Below are 16,482 nucleotides of genomic sequence, written 5' to 3'. Positions count from 1 at the left end.
GCCCGCATCATCTTCGTCGACACCGAGGCCTCCAACTGGACCTTCGACCCGGTCCGCAAGCAGTACTTCTTCCACCGCTTCTTCTCCCACCAGCCGGACCTGAACTACGAGAACCCGGCCGTGCAGGAGGAGATCCTCTCGGCGCTGAAGTTCTGGCTGGACCTGGGAATCGACGGGTTCCGGCTGGACGCGGTGCCGTATCTGTACGCGGAGGAGGGCACGAACTGCGAGAACCTTCCCGCGACGCACGAACTCCTCAAGCGGGTACGGAAGGAGATCGACGCGCAGTACCCGGACACGGTGCTGCTCGCGGAGGCGAACCAGTGGCCGGAGGACGTCGTCGACTACTTCGGCGACTACGCCGGCGGCGGCGACGAGTGCCATATGGCGTTCCATTTCCCGGTGATGCCGCGGATCTTCATGGCGGTGCGACGGGAATCCCGCTATCCGGTCTCCGAAATCCTCGCCAAGACCCCGGCCATCCCGTCCGGCTGCCAGTGGGGCATCTTCCTGCGCAACCACGACGAGCTGACCCTGGAAATGGTCACCGACGAGGAACGCGACTACATGTGGGCGGAATACGCCAAGGACCCCCGCATGCGCGCCAACATCGGAATCCGGCGTCGACTGGCGCCCCTGCTGGACAACGACCGCAACCAGATCGAGCTGTTCACCGCCCTGCTGCTGTCGCTCCCCGGCTCGCCGATTCTGTACTACGGCGACGAGATCGGGATGGGCGACAACATCTGGCTCGGCGACCGCGACGCCGTACGGACTCCGATGCAGTGGACGCCGGACCGCAACGCGGGATTCTCCTCGTGCGACCCGGGACGGCTGTACCTGCCGACCATCATGGACCCGGTCCACGGCTACCAGGTGACGAATGTCGAGGCGTCCATGTCCTCGCCGTCCTCTCTCCTGCACTGGACCCGTCGCATGATCGAGATCCGCAAGCAGAACCCGGCATTCGGGCTCGGCTCCTACACGGAACTCCAGTCGTCGAATCCAGCCGTGATCGCCTTCCTGCGCGAATACGAGGACGATCTCGTGCTGTGTGTGAACAACTTCTCGCGGTTCGCGCAGCCGACGGAGCTGGATCTGCGCAGGTTCAACGGGCGGCATCCGGTCGAGCTGTTCGGCGGGGTGCGATTCCCGGCCATCGGTGAACTGCCGTACTTGCTGACCCTCGGAGGCCACGGCTTCTACTGGTTCCGGTTGCGCAAGGACGCCGCCTGAGAGCCCGGGCGGGGCGGTTTCTCCCGCCCCGCCCGGGGCACGCATCAGTAACCACCCCGCCCGGCCCGGGGAAAGGACGTGACGCCATGTCGAAAGCCGTCACCCGCACCCTCACGACCTCACCAGGTCTCCTCGCCTCGCTGGATCCCCTGCTGCGGGAGTGGCTGCCACGGCAGCGCTGGTTCGCGGGCAAGGGCCGTCCGGTCACCGGGTTCTCACTGGTGGCGGCCACCGAACTGCTCCCGCCCGGCGGCAAGCTGGGCCTGTACCACCTGCTCGTGCGCGCGCATCAGGCCATCGCGCCGGTGCCGGGTGCACCCGAGCAGCCCGCCGACTGCTACCAGCTGTTGATAGGCGAGCGCGAGGCCCTGCCGCCCCGGCTGGCGCCCGCGCTGATCGGACACGTGGCCGACGGCCCGCTCGCCGGACGCACGGTGTACGACGCCCTGTACGACACCCGTCCCACCGAGCTGCTCCTCGAGGCGCTGCGCACCGGAGCCCGGATCGGCGGCCTGCGCTTCGAGCGGGACGACAGCCAGGAGATCCGGTCCGGTCTGGTGCCCCGCCTGGTCACCTCCGAACAGTCGAACTCGTCGGTCGTCTACGGCGATACGTTCATCCTGAAGCTGCTGCGCCGAGTCGTGCCCGGCGTCAACCCCGACCTGGAGCTTCCCTTGGCGCTGGCCCGCGAGGGCTGCGACCGGGTGCCCGCGCCGACGGCGTGGATCCGGGCGGAGCTGACACCCGCCGGGGCGGCAACGGCGGACGAGGCGTATGTGCTGGGCGTGCTGCAGCCGTTCGTGCAGGGCGCCGCGGACGGCTGGGAGCTGGCGCTGCGCGAGCTGGCCAAGGGCGAGGACTTCGCGTCCGCGGCACGGGCGCTCGGGCGCGCGACCGCCGAGGTCCACACCGCGCTGGCCCGCACGCTGCCGACCGTCACCCTCGGGCACACGCAGGTGCAGCAGCTGGTCGACGGCATGGTCGAGCGGCTCGACGCGGCCGTGCAGGCGGTGCCGGCGCTGCGGCCGTACGCGCCCGGCCTGCGCTCCGCCTTCGAGGCGCTGGCCGGCCTCGCCGCCGAGGGCTGCACCTGGACCGCCCAGCGCATCCACGGCGACCTGCACCTCGGGCAGTGCCTGCGCTCACCCAGCGGGCAGTGGTGGCTGATCGACTTCGAGGGCGAGCCGTCGAAGCCGCTGGCCGAACGGCGGATGCCACAGCCACCGGTGCGGGACGTCGCGGGCATGCTGCGGTCCTTCGACTACGCGGCCCACTCGGCCGACCCGCGAGTACCGGGCTGGGCCGACACCTGCCGGGCCGCCTACTGCTCCGGATACGCACAGGTCGGCGGCGCCGATCCGCGGACCGATCCGGTGCTGCTGCGTGCGTACGAGACCGACAAGGCGATCTACGAGGTCGTCTACGAGGCCCGCCACCGCCCCGACTGGCTCCCGGTACCGCTGTCCGCCATAAGCCGACTGGCCGCGGGCGCCGACACCTCGTCCCCCGCCATCCCCTCATCCCCACCTGCGCCTAGGAGGCCTCGCCCGTGACCCCCCGCACCACTCCCTCCAGCGGTTCGGATTCAGACAAGACGGCTGAGAAGCCGGCCGTGGAGAAGGCCCAGGAGCAGGCCGCCGAGAAGACGAGCGTCGCGAAGAAGGCGACCACGAAGACGGCCAAGGCCGCCGAGAAGGCCGCGGACGCCATGAGGAAGGGGACGACGAAGAAGGCCGCCACGGCGAAGGCGGACGCGGCGAAGAAGGCGACCGCGAAGAAAGCCCCGGCGAAGAAGACGGCCGCAAAGAAGGCCGCCGCCAAGAAGGCCGTGGCCAAGAAGGCGGGCGCGAAGACCACCGCCGCGAAGAGCACGGACACCCCGAAGAAGACGGCCGCGAAGAAGGCCTCCGCCAAGAGGATTCCCGCGCAGAAGACGACGCCCAAGAAGATCCCGGCCCAAAAAGCGGTCCCGGTCGAACTCCCGGCCGCCCCCGCGGACGTGGCCGTGTCCCCCGCCCTCGACGCGGCCGACCGCGACCGCCTCCTCAACGGCACCCACCACGCCCCGCACTCCGTCCTCGGCGCGCATCCGGTGCCCGGCGGTGTCGCCTTCCGGGCTTTCAGGCCGTTCGCCCTGTCGGTGACGGTCGTCGTGGGCAGCCTGCGGGCCGAGCTGCACGACGACGGGGAGGGGTTCTTCTCGGGGCTGCTGCCCCTGCTGGAGGTGCCGGCGGGCTACCAGTTCCTGGTGGGATACGAGGGCTCGGTGCAGGAGACCGAGGACGCGTACCGTTTCCTGCCCGCACTGGGCGAGCTCGACCTGCATCTGATCGGCGAGGGCCGGCACGAAGAGCTGTGGAAGGCGCTCGGCGCCGAGCCGATGACGCACCAGGGCGTGACCGGAACCCGGTTCACGGTGTGGGCGCCGAACGCCCTGGGCGTGTCGCTGGCCGGCACCTTCAACTTCTGGGACGGCACGGGCCATCCGTTGCGCTCGCTCGGCGGCACCGGGGTCTGGGAGCTGTTCGTGCCCGGCATCGGCGAGGGCGAGCTGTACAAGTTCGAGATCACCCGGCCCGACGGCTCGAAGACGCTGCGCGCCGACCCCATGGCCCGCCGGACGGAGGCCCCGCCCAACACGTCGTCGATCGTGCACGCCTCGCAGCACGAGTGGGGCGACGCGCAGTGGCTGGCACGGCGCGGGTCGGTGCCGACGCACGAGGCGCCGTTCTCGGTCTACGAGGTCCACCTGGCGTCCTGGCGTCCGGGGCTGACCTACCGGCAACTCGCCGAGCAGCTGCCGGCGTACGTCAAGGACCTGGGCTTCACCCACGTCGAGCTGATGCCGGTCGCCGAGCATCCCTTCGGCGGCTCCTGGGGCTACCAGGTCACCGGCTTCTACGCACCCACGGCCCGGCTCGGCACCCCCGACGACTTCAAGTACCTGGTGGACTGCCTGCACCAGGCCGGCATCGGTGTCCTGATGGACTGGGTGCCGGCGCACTTCCCGCGCGACGACTGGGCGCTCGCCGAGTTCGACGGGCGTGCGCTGTACGAGCACGAGGATCCGCTGCGGTCCGCCCACCCCGACTGGGGCACCCTGGAGTTCGACTTCGGCCGACGCGAGGTGCGCAACTTCCTGGTCGCCAACGCGACGTACTGGTGCGAGGAGTTCCACATCGACGGGCTGCGGGTGGACGCCGTCGCCTCCATGCTCTACCTCGACTACTCGCGTGAGCCGGGGCAGTGGGTCCCGAACGAGCACGGCGGGCGGGAGAACCTGGACGCGGTGGCGTTCCTGCAGGAGATGAACGCGACGGTGTACCGGCGGGTGCCGGGGGTCGTGACGATCGCGGAGGAATCCACGGCCTGGGACGGCGTGACGCGCCCGACGCATGTGGCGGGCCCGGGTGGGTTCGGGGGTCTCGGCTTCGGGCTGAAGTGGAACATGGGCTGGATGCACGACTCGCTGGAGTACATGGCGAAGGAGCCCGTCCACCGCAAGTACCACCACAACGAGATGACGTTCTCGATGGTGTACGCCTACAGCGAGAACTACGTGCTGCCCATCTCCCATGACGAGGTCGTGCACGGCAAGCGGTCGCTGGTGTCGAAGATGCCGGGCGACTGGTGGCAGCAGCGGGCCAACCAGCGCGCCTACCTCGGGTTCATGTGGGCCCACCCGGGCAAGCAACTGCTCTTCATGGGGCAGGAGTTCGCGCAGGGGGCGGAGTGGTCGGAGGCGCACGGGCCGGACTGGTGGCTGCTGGATCCGGCGTACGGGGCGGAGCCCGACCACCGCGGGGTGCGGGATCTGGTCCGCGACCTGAACATGGTCTACCGGCACACGCCGGCCCTGTGGCAGCGGGACACCGACCCGGCCGGGTTCCGGTGGGTGGTGGGGGACGCCGCCGACGACAACGTGCTCGCGTTCCTGCGCTACGACGCCGAGGGGGCTCCGCTGCTGGCGGTGTCCAATCTGTCGCCCGTCGTGCGGCACGAGTACCGGCTGGGGGTGCCGGACGATGTGCCTGCGTGGCACGAGGCACTGAACACGGACGCGGCTCGATACGGCGGTGGCGATGTCATCAACCCTGATCCGGTCAAGCCCGAGCCGCAGGGTTGGCACGGGCGGTCGGCCAGCATCCGGCTGACGCTGCCGCCACTGGCGACGGTGTGGCTGCGGCCGGCCTAGACGGCGGCGCCCCGAAGGGGCGCGGGGAACTGCGCGACCAGCCCTAGGCGGCGGTTGGTCGCGCAGTCCGCCCCGGCGGCCACGGCGCGAGCGGGTGCCGTCACCCGGACGCCGACAAGCCCTCGGCCAGGCCCGGCGGCAGCGAACCCGTGTGCAGCACTCCCAGCCGCTGGGTGGCCCGGGTGAGCGCCACGTACAGGTCGCTGGTGCCGTACAGCCCCGGCTCCACCACCAGTACCGAGTCGAACTCCAGGCCCTTGGACTGACGCGGGTCGAGGAGTACGACGGTCTGCGTGAGGTCGGGCTCCGCGCCGGCCGTCACCCCGTCCAGGCGGGCCGCCAACCTGCGGTGCAGATGGCGCGGGGCGATGACCGCGAGCCGGCCCTCGGCGGGGGTCAGCTCCCCGATCGCCTTGGCGACCGCGTCCGGCAGGTCGTCGGTCGCGCGCACCCAGGGCCGTACCCCTGTGGAACGGACCGAGCTCGGCGGCTCGAAGCCGGGGTTCTCGGCACGGACCACGGCCGCCGCGACGTCCATGATCTCGGCGGGTGTGCGGTAGTTGACGCCGAGGCGGGTGTGCTCCCAGCGGTCCTCGACATAGGGCTGGAGGATCTTCTGCCACGAGCCGACGCCCGCCGCCTCGGCCGTCTGGGCCGGATCGCCGACCAGGGTCATCGAGCGGGTCGGGCTGCGCCGCATCAGCAGCCGCCAGGCCATCGGCGACAACTCCTGCGCCTCGTCGACGATGATGTGCGCGAACGCCCAGGTCCGGTCGGCCGCCGCGCGCTCGGCGGCGCTGCGGTGGTCGTCCTCCTCGTGGCGTTCGGCGAACCGCTCGGCGTCGATGATGTCGTGCGCGGACAGGACCTCGGAGTCCTCCTCGTCCTTGTCCTCGAACTCATAGGTGCGCGAGGCGTACGAGACGTCCAGCACGCCCTGGGCGTAGGCGACCTGCGTCTCCCGCTCCCGCTCGGCCAGCACCCGCTTCACCCGGTCGTCCTCGCCGAGCAGTTCGGCGGCCTCGTCCAGCAGCGGCACGTCCGCCACCGTCCACGCCCGGGTCACGGGCCGGCGGATCGCGTCCGCGTCCTCGTCGGGGAGGTAGCCCACGGGGTCGGCGAGGAAGTCCGCGACCAGTCGCTGCGGGGTCAGCCGCGGCCACAGCTGGTCGATCGCGGCCCAGACTTCGGGGTTCTCGGCGATGTCGTCACGGATCTGTGTGATGTCGCTCGGGTCCAGCAGATTCGTACCGTCGAAGGGGTCCGTCCCGACCCGCTCGGCGTACAGCTCGGTGAGGGTGTTGAGGATGTGGCCCTCGAAGTGCTCCCGCGCCGCGTTGTGCGGCAGCCCCGCCGCACGGGCCTTCTCGCGCGCCACCTTCACCAGGCCGTCGTCGAGCATCAGGATCTCGCGGTCGTGCTCGATCGCGATCACCGGGTCGGGCAGCGCCTGCCAGTCCCGTACGACCTCGGCGAGCACGTCCGCCATACCGGCGCGTCCCTTCACCGCGGCCGCCTCCCGGGTGTCGGCAGCCGTCGCCTTCACGCCGGGGAACAGTTCACCGACGGTGGCCAGCAGGACACCCGTCTCACCCAGCGAGGGCAGGACCTCGCCGATGTAGCCGAGGAACGCGGGGTTGGGGCCGACGATCAGGACGGCGCGCTTGGCGAGCAGTTCCCGGTGTTCGTAGAGGAGGTAGGCGGCGCGGTGCAGGGCGACGGCCGTCTTGCCGGTGCCCGGACCGCCCTCCACCACCAGCACGCCGCGGTGCGGCGCCCGGATGATCTCGTCCTGTTCGGCCTGGATGGTCTGCACGATGTCGTTCATACGGCCGGTGCGCGCGGTGTTGAGCGCGGCGAGCAGGACGGCGTCGCCGGTCGGGTCCTCGTGGCCGGTCCGCTCCTGGTCCCCCAGGTCGAGGATCTCGTCGTGCAGGGCGGACACCGTACGGCCGCTGGTGGTGATGTGCCGCCGGCGCCTGAGCCCCATCGGGGTGTGGCCGGTGGCCAGGTAGAAGGGGCGGGCGACGTCCGCCCGCCAGTCGATGAGGATCGGCGTGCGCTCGGCGTCGTCGGTGCGCAGGCCGATCCGGCCGATGTGGTGCGTGGTGCCCGAGGCCAGGTCGATCCGGCCGAAGCAGAGCGAACCGTCCACGGCGTTCAGCGCGGCGAGCAGCCCCGAGCGCTCGGCGACGAGGATGTCCCGCTCCAGGCGGGCCTGCATCGGCGTGTTGCCCTGACCGAGCGCGTCCGTGACGGAGTCCTCGGTGTCGCCGCGCAGCAGGTCCACGCGCGCGTACAGGCCGTCGATGAATTCCTGCTCCCGCCGCATTTCACCGTCTTGGAATTCGGTGTTTGACAATTCAGCTCCCGCCCGGATATACTGTGCTCACTGAACTTCTCCGCGACTCAATTCCACTGAAGTCGCGAACCATTGAATATACGAAAGAAATCCCCCGAGCGCAATTGCTCGGGGGATTTCTTCGTATGGAGTGCGGTCGGTCCGTGAGGTCAGTCCGCGTCGAACACGTCGGACAGCTCCTCCAGCAGCCGCCGCTTGGGCCGGGCGCCCACCATCGCCTTCACGGGCTCACCGCCCCGGAAGACCATGAACGTCGGCATCGACAGCACCTTGTACGCGTTGGTGGTCTCGGGGTTGGTGTCCACGTCCAGCTGGACCACCTTCAGCCGGTCGCCCTCCTCCCGGGCGAGGGCCGCGAGCACCGGCCCCATCTGCCGGCAGGGCGGGCACCAGTCCGCGGTGAACTCCACCAGCACGGGCAGCTCCGCCCCGATCACCTCCGCCTCGAAGTCCGCGTCCGTCACCTCGGCCACGCCCGCCGCCTTGATCACAGCTCCTGCCCTCCCAGTTCGCACAACGGTGGTTCCCCCTCGGCCATCGCCAGCCGCAGCCCGATCTTGGCCCGCACGGCCTGCAACTCGCCGATCAGCGCGTCGAGGTCGTCCAGCTTGCGCCGGTAGACCGCGAGCGAGGCGGGACACGAGTCGCCCTCCGGGTGCCCGGCCCGCAGACACTCCACGAAGGGCCGGGTCTCCTCCAGGTCGAACCCGAAGTCCTGCAACGTCCTGATCTGCCGCAGCAGCTTCAGGTCGTTCTCGTCGTACGTCCGATACCCGTTGCCGCCCCGTCGCGCGGGCAGCAGCCCCCGCGACTCGTAGTAGCGCAACGTGCGCGTCGTGGTCCCGGCCCGCGCGGCCAGCTCGCCGATTCGCATGCGTACGAACGTAATCCTTGACGCCGACGTCAGGGCAACCGTGGCAGGAGAGGCTTTCTGCGCACCGGGGAGGACAGCACGATCGACGTCGTCGTACGGCCCAGCGCCGAGGTCTGTTCGAGGATCTCCTCCAGGTGGGCGGTGTCCTCGACGGCGACCTTGAGGATCCAGCAGTCCTCGCCGACGACGTGGTGGACCTCGGTGATCTCCGGGCGGTCCAGCAGTTCCAGGGTGCGGGGGTGTCTCAGGGTGTAGCCGCCGTGCGGGTTGACCCGGATGAAGGCCTGGATGCCGTAGCCGAGCCGGGCGGCGGCGACATGGGCGCCGTACCCGGTGATCGCGCCCGCCGCCTCCAGCCGCCGTACCCGCTCGGTGACGGCTGCCGGGCTGAGGCGCACCCGGCGGCCCAGCTCGCTCAGCTTGATCCGGCCGTCGGTCTGGAGCAGTTCGAGGATCTGCCGGTCCAGGGCGTCGAAGGCCACCGATGTTTCGTTGGCGGCTGGGCGCAGATGCCGTGGTTCTTTCGGCGCGGCGGCCTGATCTCCCATGTCTTCCCCTTCAGGACGCGGTGCAGGGCCAGGAGAATTATGGTCATGCGACAGGCACGAGAGGTACTGGTCATCGGCGGCAACCGCTATTTCGGCAAGCGGCTGATCGCGCGGCTGCTGGCCGCCGGGGACCGGGTGACGGTTCTCAATCGCGGCTCGTCGGCGCCGCCCCCGGGCGCGGTCCACCTCGTCGCCGACCGGAACGACGAGAAGTCCCTGACGGCGGCCCTGGGTTCGCGGACGTTCGACGCCGTGGTCGACCAGGTCTGCTACACGCCGCGCCAGGCCGGGATCGCCCGCCGGGTCCTCACCGGCCGCACGCGTCGCTACGTACTGACGTCGACGGTCGAGGTGTACGAGTACGAGGACTCGATCGCTCCCGTGCGCGAGCCGGATGTGGACGCGCTGCATGTGGCCGTGGACCTCGAACTTCCCTGGGACGACCCGGAGTTCCTCGATGCCCATTACGGCGAGGGCAAGCGGCAGGCGGAAGCGGTGTTCGCCGCCGACCCGGCCTTCCCCTGCGCGGCGGTGCGGGTCGCCCATGTGCTGGGCGGGGACGACGACTTCACGGGCCGTATGACCCACTACGCGAGCCGCATCCGCAGCGGCACACCGATCGCCGTGCCGGTGGTGAATCACCCGGCGACGTACATCCATGTCGAGGAGATCGCCGACTTCCTGTTCTGGGCGGTGGGCCAGGACTTCACCGGCCCGGTCAACGCCGCCTCCCACGGCCTGCTGACCACCGAGGAGGTGTGCGCCGCCATCGCCGCGCACCTCCCGAACGGCGAGGCCGTCTTCCGGCGGGTCGAGGTCGGCGAGGTCTCCCCCTTCTCCTTCACCCGCGCCTACGGCATGGACAACTCCCGTGCCACCCGGCTCGGTTTCCGCTTCACACACGCCCGGCAGTGGCTTCCCGAGGCCGTCGCCGAGACTCTCGGAAAGGACGTCGACTGAGATGCTCCACCGCACGCTCGGCTCCCACCGCGTGAGCGCGATCGGCCTCGGCCTGATGCCACAGTCCATCGAGGGCCGCCCCGACGAGAAGCGCGCCGTGGCGACCGTGCACGCCGCCCTGGACTCGGGGGTGACGCTGCTGGACACGGCCGACTCGTACCATCTGCCGGGCGACGGGCCCGGTCACAACGAACTCCTCGCGGCCCGCGCGCTGGCCGCGTACGGCGGTGACACGGACGCCGTGCTGGTGGCCACCAAGGGCGGCCGCGGCAGACCGGCCGACGGCAGCTGGACGGTGAACGGCGACCCCCGCCACCTCAAGGCGGCCGCCGAGGCCTCGCTGCGGCGGCTCGGCGTCGAGGCGATCGGGCTCTACCAGCTGCACAAGCCCGATCCGGCGGTGCCGTTCGAGGAGTCGGTCGGCGCGCTGCGCGACCTTCTCGACGAGGGCACGATCCGTCTGGCCGGCATCTCCAACACGGACGTCGACCAGATCCGCGCGGCCCACCGGATCCTCGGTGACCGTCTGGTCTCGGTGCAGAACCGGTATTCGCCCGCCGTCCGGGACAGCGAGGCCGAACTTCGTCTGTGCGCGGAACTGGGGCTGGCGTTTCTGCCGTGGAGCCCGCTGGGCGGCATCTCCCGCAGCTCGCTCGACGGTCCGTCACGGGTCGGGGGCGAGGCACGCCCGGGTGCCTTTCACGCCATCGCCGCCGAACGCGGGGTCAGCCCGCAGCAGGTGGCCCTGGCCTGGCTGCTGGCACGGTCCCCGGCCGTGATCCCGATCCCGGGCGCGAGCCGCCCGGAAACGATCCGGGACTCGGCGGCAGCAGCGGACCTCGCCCTGAGCACGCAGGACCTGACCCGGCTGAACGGCACGTCCGTGACAGCGAGACCGGCGTAACAGCGAGACCGGGCGGCTGAGAGACGGGGGATCATCTCAGCCGCCCGGCGCAATTGCCGGACGCCCGGCCCCGGTTCAGGCGGGGCCGGACGTCCGGAGAGGGGAGGGGGCCGAAGGCCCCTAGGGGCGCGGGGAACTGCGCGACCAGCCACAGACGACCTGCGGCCCACCGACAACAGCACCCCCCCGAGCTCACATCGGCTCTCCCGGCGGAGCGATTCGCTACGCCTTGGCGAGCTCCTTCTCCCCGCCCTGCCCCGGCACAGCCGCGGCATCGGCGTCGGCATCCGCCGGACCCCCGTGCCCGTCGTCCAGGAGCGTCTCCTCGTCGAACGGAATGTGACCGGCGAGCACCTCGTCGACCCGCCCGCGGTCGATCTCCTTCGTCCACGTCCCGATCAGCACCGTCGCCACCGCGTTGCCCGCGAAGTTCGTCAGGGCGCGGGCCTCGCTCATGAAGCGGTCGATGCCGACGATGAGACCGATGCCGTCCACCAGGGCGGGCTTGTGCGACTGGAGGCCACCGGCCAGGGTCGCGAGGCCGGCTCCGGTGACACCCGCGGCGCCCTTGGAGGCGACCAGCAGGAAGAGCAGCAGCGGGATCTGCTCGCCGATCGACATCGGCGTACCCATGGCGTCGGCGATGAACAGGGACGCCATGGTCATGTAGATCATGGTGCCGTCGAGGTTGAAGGAGTAGCCGGTCGGGACGGTGATGCCGACCACCGGCTTGCTGACGCCGAGGTGCTCCATCTTCGCGATGAGGCGCGGCAGCGCCGACTCGGAGGAGGAGGTCGACAGGATCAGCAGGAACTCACGGCCCAGGTACTTGAAGAGCGTGAAGATGTTGAGGCCGGCGACGACCCGCAGCAGGGTGCCGAGCACGATGAAGACGAACAGGAAGCAGGTGACGTAGAAGCCGAGCATCAGCACGGCGAGGCTCTTCAGGGCGTCCACACCGGCGGAACCGGTGACGGCGGCGATGGCGCCGAAGGCACCGATCGGCGCGGCCCACATCACCATGGCGAGGATGCGGAAGACGAGCCGCTGGATGTGCTGCACGCCGCGCAGGATCGGCTCCCCGGCCGAACCCATGGCCTGGAGCGCGAAACCGGCGAGCAGCGCGATGAGCAGGGTCTGGAGCACCGACTCCGAGGTGAACGCGGAGATCATCGTGGTCGGGATGATGCCGAGCAGGAACTCGGTGGTGTCCTTGGCCTCGGCGTCGACCTGCGCGTGACCGGCGTCCTTGATGGCGTCGGTGACCGCGAGTCCGGTGCCGGGCTCCAGGATGTTGCCGACGACGAGACCGATGCCGAGGGCGACCAGCGACATCGCCAGGAAGTAGACGAGCGCGATACCGCCGACGGCGCCGACCTTGGCCGCCTTCCGTACCGAGCCGATGCCCAGGACGATCGTGCAGAAGATGATCGGCGAGATCATCATCTTGATCAGGTTCACGAAGCCCGTACCGATGGGCTTCAGCTCGACCGCGAAGTCGGGCGCGGCCAGACCCACGGTGATACCGAGGGCAACCGCGATGATCACCGCGATGTAGAGGTAGTGCGTGCGGTCCCGTTTGGTTTTGGCGACGGGTGCGGCAGGTGCCTTGTCGGGGGAACTGGCGGCGGCCACGGCTGCCCTCCTTGACGTCTTCGTCGGTATCACCGGCGTGCGGCTCACGTCCGGGGTGGGGGGTTCGCTGATCGGCTGGCGAGCCCCAAGGGGACGGGGTCGTACTCAGCGATGCGGTGACTATCTCCCGTTGTGTGAGGGCGGTCACCCTTCCGTTCATTTAGTTCACCGGGACCGGTCCCGGTGACGCGCGGCCGGGTTCCGCGCAGCGCGGTGGCGGCGGCCCGCGCTCGCCGTGTACGCCGACGGCGAGCCGACCAATTCGTCGCTGCATCACGTCGGCTGCCGGCCGCCCGGTCAACACGACGGGCCGATGGAAGCGGTCTCCGACCTACGAGCTGCGCTCCTCCAGTACGCCGACGGGGATGACGTGGAGGACGGTCGGGGCTGGCGGGTGGGGACGGTGGGGGTCGGCAAGAAGCTGGGGCTCGACGGTGGGCTGCACGCGCCGGCACCGGACGCCGCCCCGACCCGAGGCCTGCGCGAGATCGCGGTCGGGGTGGCCGCGCTCGCCGGTACAGGCGGCGGCAAGGGCGGACGCCGACGGGAGCCGCCCTGACCCGCAGAGACGGCGCCGCGGAGTGACGTGGCTCACATTGAGTCACGGCATTCGGGCCGCGGGAACCACTTGTCCACAGGCAGGTCGGCCAAAATCGGCCATGGGGCAGACTGACGGCATGCGCTTCCCCGTCCCCCGACCCCGCAGCCTGGCCGGCCAGCTGTTCGCCATGCAGGCCGTGCTGATAGCGGTGCTCGTCGCCGGGTACGCGGTGTTCACGTACGTCAGTGACCGCGGGCAGGCCGAGGACGCGGCGGGGCGGCAGGCCATGGCGGTGGCCCAGTCGATAGCCGACGCCCCGTCCGTTGCGGAGGCGATTCGTACGGCCGATCCGACGGCCGAGCTCCAGCCTTACGCGCTCCGTGTCCAGCGCGATGCCGAGGTCGACTTCGTCACGATCATGAACCCCGAGGGCATCCGCTGGACGCACCCCGACGAGAAGCAGATCGGGCAGCACTTCCGCGGCCACACGGAGCGCGCCCTGCGCGGGGAGCCCTTCAAGGAGACGTACACCGGCACGCTCGGCCCGTCCGTCCGGGCGGTCGTACCGATCTACGACGGGGGGAACCGGCCCGCGCAGATCGTCGGGCTGGTGAGCGCGGGCATCCGGGTCGAGGAGATCAGCAAGCGGGTGTCGGACCAGCTGACGGCCCTGCTCGGGGTGGCGGGGGGCGCGCTGGCGCTGGGCGCGATCGGCACATACGTGATCAATGCCCGGCTGCGCCGCCACACCCACGGCATGAACGCGTCCGAGCTGAGCCATATGCACGACTACCACCAGGCCGCCCTGCACGCGGTGCGTGAGGGGCTGCTGATGCTGGACGGGCAGTACCGGGTGGCTTTGATCAACGACGGCGGGCGCGAGCTGCTCGGCGTGGCCGGCGATGTGGTGGGGCAGTCGGTCGCCGAGCTCGGCCTGCCGGCCCCGCTGACCGGGGCGCTGCTGGCGTCCGAGCCGCGGGTGGACGAGGTGCACCTCGCGGCGGAACGAGTGCTGGTGGTGAACACGTCACCGGTGTCGGGCGGGGAGCGCCGCGGCACGATGGTGACCCTGCGCGATGTCACCGAACTCCAGTCCCTGATGGGCGAGTTGGACTCCGAGCGGGGATTCACGCAGGCGTTGCGGTCACAGGCGCACGAGGCGGCGAACCGCCTGCACACGGTGGTCTCGCTGATCGAACTCGGACGCGCCGAGGAGGCGGTGGAGTTCGCGACGGCCGAGCTGGAGCTGGCACAGGCACTCACGGACCAGGTCGTCGCGGCGGTCAGCGAACCGGTGCTGGCGGCTCTTCTGCTGGGCAAGACGGCACAGGCCAACGAACGGGGCGTCGAACTCGTCGTCTCGCAGGACAGCCGACTGGACGACCGCCTGCTGCCGCCGTCCCTGCCGGCCCGGGATCTGGTGACGATCCTCGGCAACCTGATCGACAACGCGGTGGACGCCGCGCAGGGCAGTGTGGGGGCGCGAGTGACGGTGACGGCGTACACGCAGGGCGGAGAGCTGGTCCTGCGCGTGTCCGACACGGGGGCCGGGGTGGACCCCGCCCACGCGGAGGCGGTGTTCGAACGCGGCTTCTCGACGAAGCCGGCGGGACCGGGCGGCCGCGGCCTGGGACTGGCCCTGGTACGGCAGGCGGTACACCGGCACGACGGGGCCCTGTCGGTGGCGGAGGCTGCCGGGGGCGGGGCGCAGTTCGAGGCACGGTTGCCGCTGAGCGAGGGACGCCTGCGGGAGGGGGCGCCGGGAGACGGGGCGGAGCCCGTGCCGGGGGCTGAGCCGGTGCCGGGCGCGGAGGCCCTGTCGGGTGCCGAGCCCTTGTCGAGCACTGAGCTCCTGTCGGGCGCCGAGCCCCCGCCTGACGGCGAGACCTTGCCGGGAGCGGAGCCGCTGCTCGCCCCCGAGCCCCAACCGAGCGGCAAGCCCCAACCGAGCACGGAGCCCCAACCGAACGGCGAGCCGCTGCCGCGTGGCGGGCCACAGCCGGGATCTGCCGCAGGCCGCCGCCCACACCTACCCGCAGGCCTCGGCGGACGACATGAGCCACTCGGGGGCGCCGAGGCTCCGCCGGACGGCGAGACCTTGCCGGGCGCGGAGCCACAACTGGACACCGAGCCCCAACCGAACACGAAGCCGCACCCGGGCGCCGAGCCGCTGCCGGACGGCGAGACCTCGCCGGGCGCGGAGCCACAACTGGACACCGAGCCCCAACCGGACCGCAGGCCCCAGCCGCGCACAGTGCCCCCCGGGGACGCCGAGCCCTTGCCGGGCGCGGAGCCCCAACCGGACGGGGAGCGTCGGCCAGGCGGCGAGGCCCTGCCGGACGCCGGGCCTGCGCAGCAATCCCGGCGATCTCAGCCGTCCCGGCAGTCCGAGCCCCGGGCGGGTTCCGGTGGTGCGGTGGTTTCGAGAGGTGACGTATGACTGCGGCGGCCGAGCAGGCGATTCGTGTCCTGGTCGTGGAGGACGATCCGGTCGCGGCGGACGCGCACATGATGTACGTCGGCCGGGTGCCGGGCTTCGTCGCGGTCGGCAAGGCGCACACCGGTGCGGAGGCGCGGCGCGCGCTGGAGCGTACGCCGGTGGATCTGCTGCTGCTGGACCTGCACCTGCCGGACGTGCACGGGCTGCAGCTGGCGCGGTCCCTGCGAGCGGCCGGGCACCACGCGGACGTGATCGCGGTGACGTCGGCTCGGGACCTCGCCGTGGTGCGGGAGGGGGTGTCGCTGGGGGTCGTGCAGTACGTACTGAAGCCCTTCACGTTCGCCACGCTCCGGGACCGCCTCGTGCGCTACGCCGAGTTCCATGCGGCGGTCGGCGAAGCGAGCGGACAGGACGAGGTGGACCGGGCCCTGGCGTCACTGCGGGCGCCGGGGCCGGCGGCGTTGCCGAAGGGGTTGAGCGGGCCGACGTTGGAGCGTGTCACCGGGGCCGTGCGGGAGGCCGAGGAGGGGCTCACCGCGGCGGGCGTGGCCGAGGCCGTGGGGATTTCCCGGATCACGGCTCGGCGGTATCTGGAGCATCTGGTGGAGGCGGGGCGGGCCGAGCGGGCGCCGGTCTATGGGCAGGTGGGTAGGCCGGAGTTGGTGTATCGGTGGGTTCCGGGGGCGGGGTCCGGCCGGTAGCGGCGTGACCGCGGCGCAAGCAGCTTCCCGAACCACCGTCCAATCCCACGCACACTCATTGACCTGACTAGACCACTCCTCTTAGG

13 protein-coding genes are annotated in these 16,482 nt (G+C 71.0%); 8 read left to right on the top strand and 5 right to left on the bottom strand.

Annotation, left to right across the window (positions count from 1 at the left end; all coding sequences use genetic code 11):
- From treS to glgB, 3 genes are all read left to right on the top strand, one after another.
- A partial coding sequence (gene treS, locus ACZ7M7_RS11785; RefSeq protein ID WP_472115170.1) for a maltose alpha-D-glucosyltransferase occupies positions 1-1,236 on the top strand: 1,236 nt, incomplete at its 5' end.
- Between the two features lie 86 nt (positions 1,237-1,322).
- Positions 1,323-2,789, top strand: coding sequence for a maltokinase N-terminal cap-like domain-containing protein (locus ACZ7M7_RS11780; RefSeq protein ID WP_472115167.1), 1,467 nt, complete (start codon positions 1,323-1,325; stop codon positions 2,787-2,789).
- Entirely contained in the window at positions 2,786-5,431 is a 2,646-nt protein-coding gene (glgB, locus tag ACZ7M7_RS11775; protein WP_472115164.1) for a 1,4-alpha-glucan branching enzyme, read from the top strand. Before ACZ7M7_RS11780 ends, glgB begins: the two co-directional genes overlap by 4 nt.
- A gap of 100 nt (positions 5,432-5,531) precedes the next feature.
- Here the strand turns inward: glgB and ACZ7M7_RS11770 are convergent, their stop codons facing one another.
- The 4 genes from ACZ7M7_RS11770 to ACZ7M7_RS11755 form a co-directional block, all read right to left on the bottom strand.
- Positions 5,532-7,763: a HelD family protein gene (locus tag ACZ7M7_RS11770; RefSeq protein ID WP_472115236.1), complete on the bottom strand. Its 2,232-nt coding sequence runs from the start codon at positions 7,761-7,763 to the stop codon at positions 5,532-5,534.
- A 179-nt stretch (positions 7,764-7,942) separates the two neighbouring features.
- A complete protein-coding gene (locus tag ACZ7M7_RS11765) occupies positions 7,943-8,266 on the bottom strand; it encodes a thioredoxin family protein (RefSeq protein ID WP_383615630.1) in 324 nt (107 codons plus the stop codon).
- A 14-nt stretch (positions 8,267-8,280) separates the two neighbouring features.
- Positions 8,281-8,667 (bottom strand): MerR family transcriptional regulator, encoded by a 387-nt coding sequence (locus ACZ7M7_RS11760; protein ID WP_369273485.1) that lies wholly within the window; start codon positions 8,665-8,667, stop codon positions 8,281-8,283.
- Between the two features lie 29 nt (positions 8,668-8,696).
- Positions 8,697-9,215 carry an Lrp/AsnC family transcriptional regulator gene (locus ACZ7M7_RS11755; RefSeq protein WP_383628645.1) on the bottom strand — a complete coding sequence of 173 codons (519 nt, stop codon included), beginning with the start codon at positions 9,213-9,215 and terminating at the stop codon, positions 8,697-8,699.
- Between the two features lie 45 nt (positions 9,216-9,260).
- Between ACZ7M7_RS11755 and ACZ7M7_RS11750 the strand changes: the two genes are divergently transcribed.
- Together ACZ7M7_RS11750 and ACZ7M7_RS11745 are read left to right on the top strand one after the other, a co-directional pair.
- On the top strand, positions 9,261-10,175 hold the full coding sequence (locus tag ACZ7M7_RS11750; RefSeq protein ID WP_472115160.1) for an NAD-dependent epimerase/dehydratase family protein: 915 nt from the start codon (positions 9,261-9,263) through the stop codon (positions 10,173-10,175).
- Between the two features lies 1 nt (position 10,176).
- On the top strand, positions 10,177-11,079 hold the full coding sequence (locus ACZ7M7_RS11745) for an aldo/keto reductase (RefSeq protein ID WP_472115157.1): 903 nt from the start codon (positions 10,177-10,179) through the stop codon (positions 11,077-11,079).
- Positions 11,080-11,301: 222 nt separating this feature from the next.
- Here ACZ7M7_RS11745 and ACZ7M7_RS11740 read toward each other — a convergent pair whose 3' ends face one another.
- On the bottom strand, positions 11,302-12,714 hold the full coding sequence (locus ACZ7M7_RS11740) for a cation:dicarboxylate symporter family transporter (RefSeq protein WP_383628650.1): 1,413 nt from the start codon (positions 12,712-12,714) through the stop codon (positions 11,302-11,304).
- Positions 12,715-13,027: 313 nt separating this feature from the next.
- On the opposite strand from ACZ7M7_RS11740, the gene ACZ7M7_RS11735 reads away from it, so the two are divergent.
- From ACZ7M7_RS11735 to ACZ7M7_RS11725, 3 genes are all read left to right on the top strand, one after another.
- Entirely contained in the window at positions 13,028-13,273 is a 246-nt protein-coding gene (locus tag ACZ7M7_RS11735; protein ID WP_472115154.1) for a hypothetical protein, read from the top strand.
- 118 nt (positions 13,274-13,391) lie between these two features.
- The gene (locus tag ACZ7M7_RS11730) at positions 13,392-15,695 is read left to right on the top strand and encodes a sensor histidine kinase (protein ID WP_472115151.1); all 2,304 of its coding nucleotides are present in this window, start codon (positions 13,392-13,394) and stop codon (positions 15,693-15,695) included.
- Complete coding sequence (locus ACZ7M7_RS11725) at positions 15,692-16,396, top strand: response regulator (RefSeq protein ID WP_383615548.1); 705 nt, start codon at positions 15,692-15,694, stop codon at positions 16,394-16,396. The genes ACZ7M7_RS11730 and ACZ7M7_RS11725 overlap by 4 nt, the downstream gene beginning before the upstream one ends.
- The last annotated feature ends 86 nt before the right edge of the window (positions 16,397-16,482 follow it).

Source organism: Streptomyces sp. NPDC111606 (assembly GCF_055656945.1).
Note: the sequence above shows the minus strand (reverse complement) of the source record. Positions and strands in the feature narration are given on the sequence as shown.

Coding starts and splice junctions, on each gene's coding strand:
- ACZ7M7_RS11730 (WP_472115151.1), top strand. CDS start 13,392: ATGCGCTTCCCCGTCCCCCGACCCCGCAGCCTGGCCGGCCAGCTGTTC.
- ACZ7M7_RS11750 (WP_472115160.1), top strand. CDS start 9,261: ATGCGACAGGCACGAGAGGTACTGGTCATCGGCGGCAACCGCTATTTC.
- ACZ7M7_RS11780 (WP_472115167.1), top strand. CDS start 1,323: ATGTCGAAAGCCGTCACCCGCACCCTCACGACCTCACCAGGTCTCCTC.
- ACZ7M7_RS11755 (WP_383628645.1), bottom strand. CDS start 9,215: ATGGGAGATCAGGCCGCCGCGCCGAAAGAACCACGGCATCTGCGCCCA.
- ACZ7M7_RS11725 (WP_383615548.1), top strand. CDS start 15,692: ATGACTGCGGCGGCCGAGCAGGCGATTCGTGTCCTGGTCGTGGAGGAC.
- ACZ7M7_RS11770 (WP_472115236.1), bottom strand. CDS start 7,763: ATGCGGCGGGAGCAGGAATTCATCGACGGCCTGTACGCGCGCGTGGAC.
- ACZ7M7_RS11745 (WP_472115157.1), top strand. CDS start 10,177: ATGCTCCACCGCACGCTCGGCTCCCACCGCGTGAGCGCGATCGGCCTC.
- ACZ7M7_RS11760 (WP_369273485.1), bottom strand. CDS start 8,667: ATGCGAATCGGCGAGCTGGCCGCGCGGGCCGGGACCACGACGCGCACG.
- ACZ7M7_RS11735 (WP_472115154.1), top strand. CDS start 13,028: ATGGAAGCGGTCTCCGACCTACGAGCTGCGCTCCTCCAGTACGCCGAC.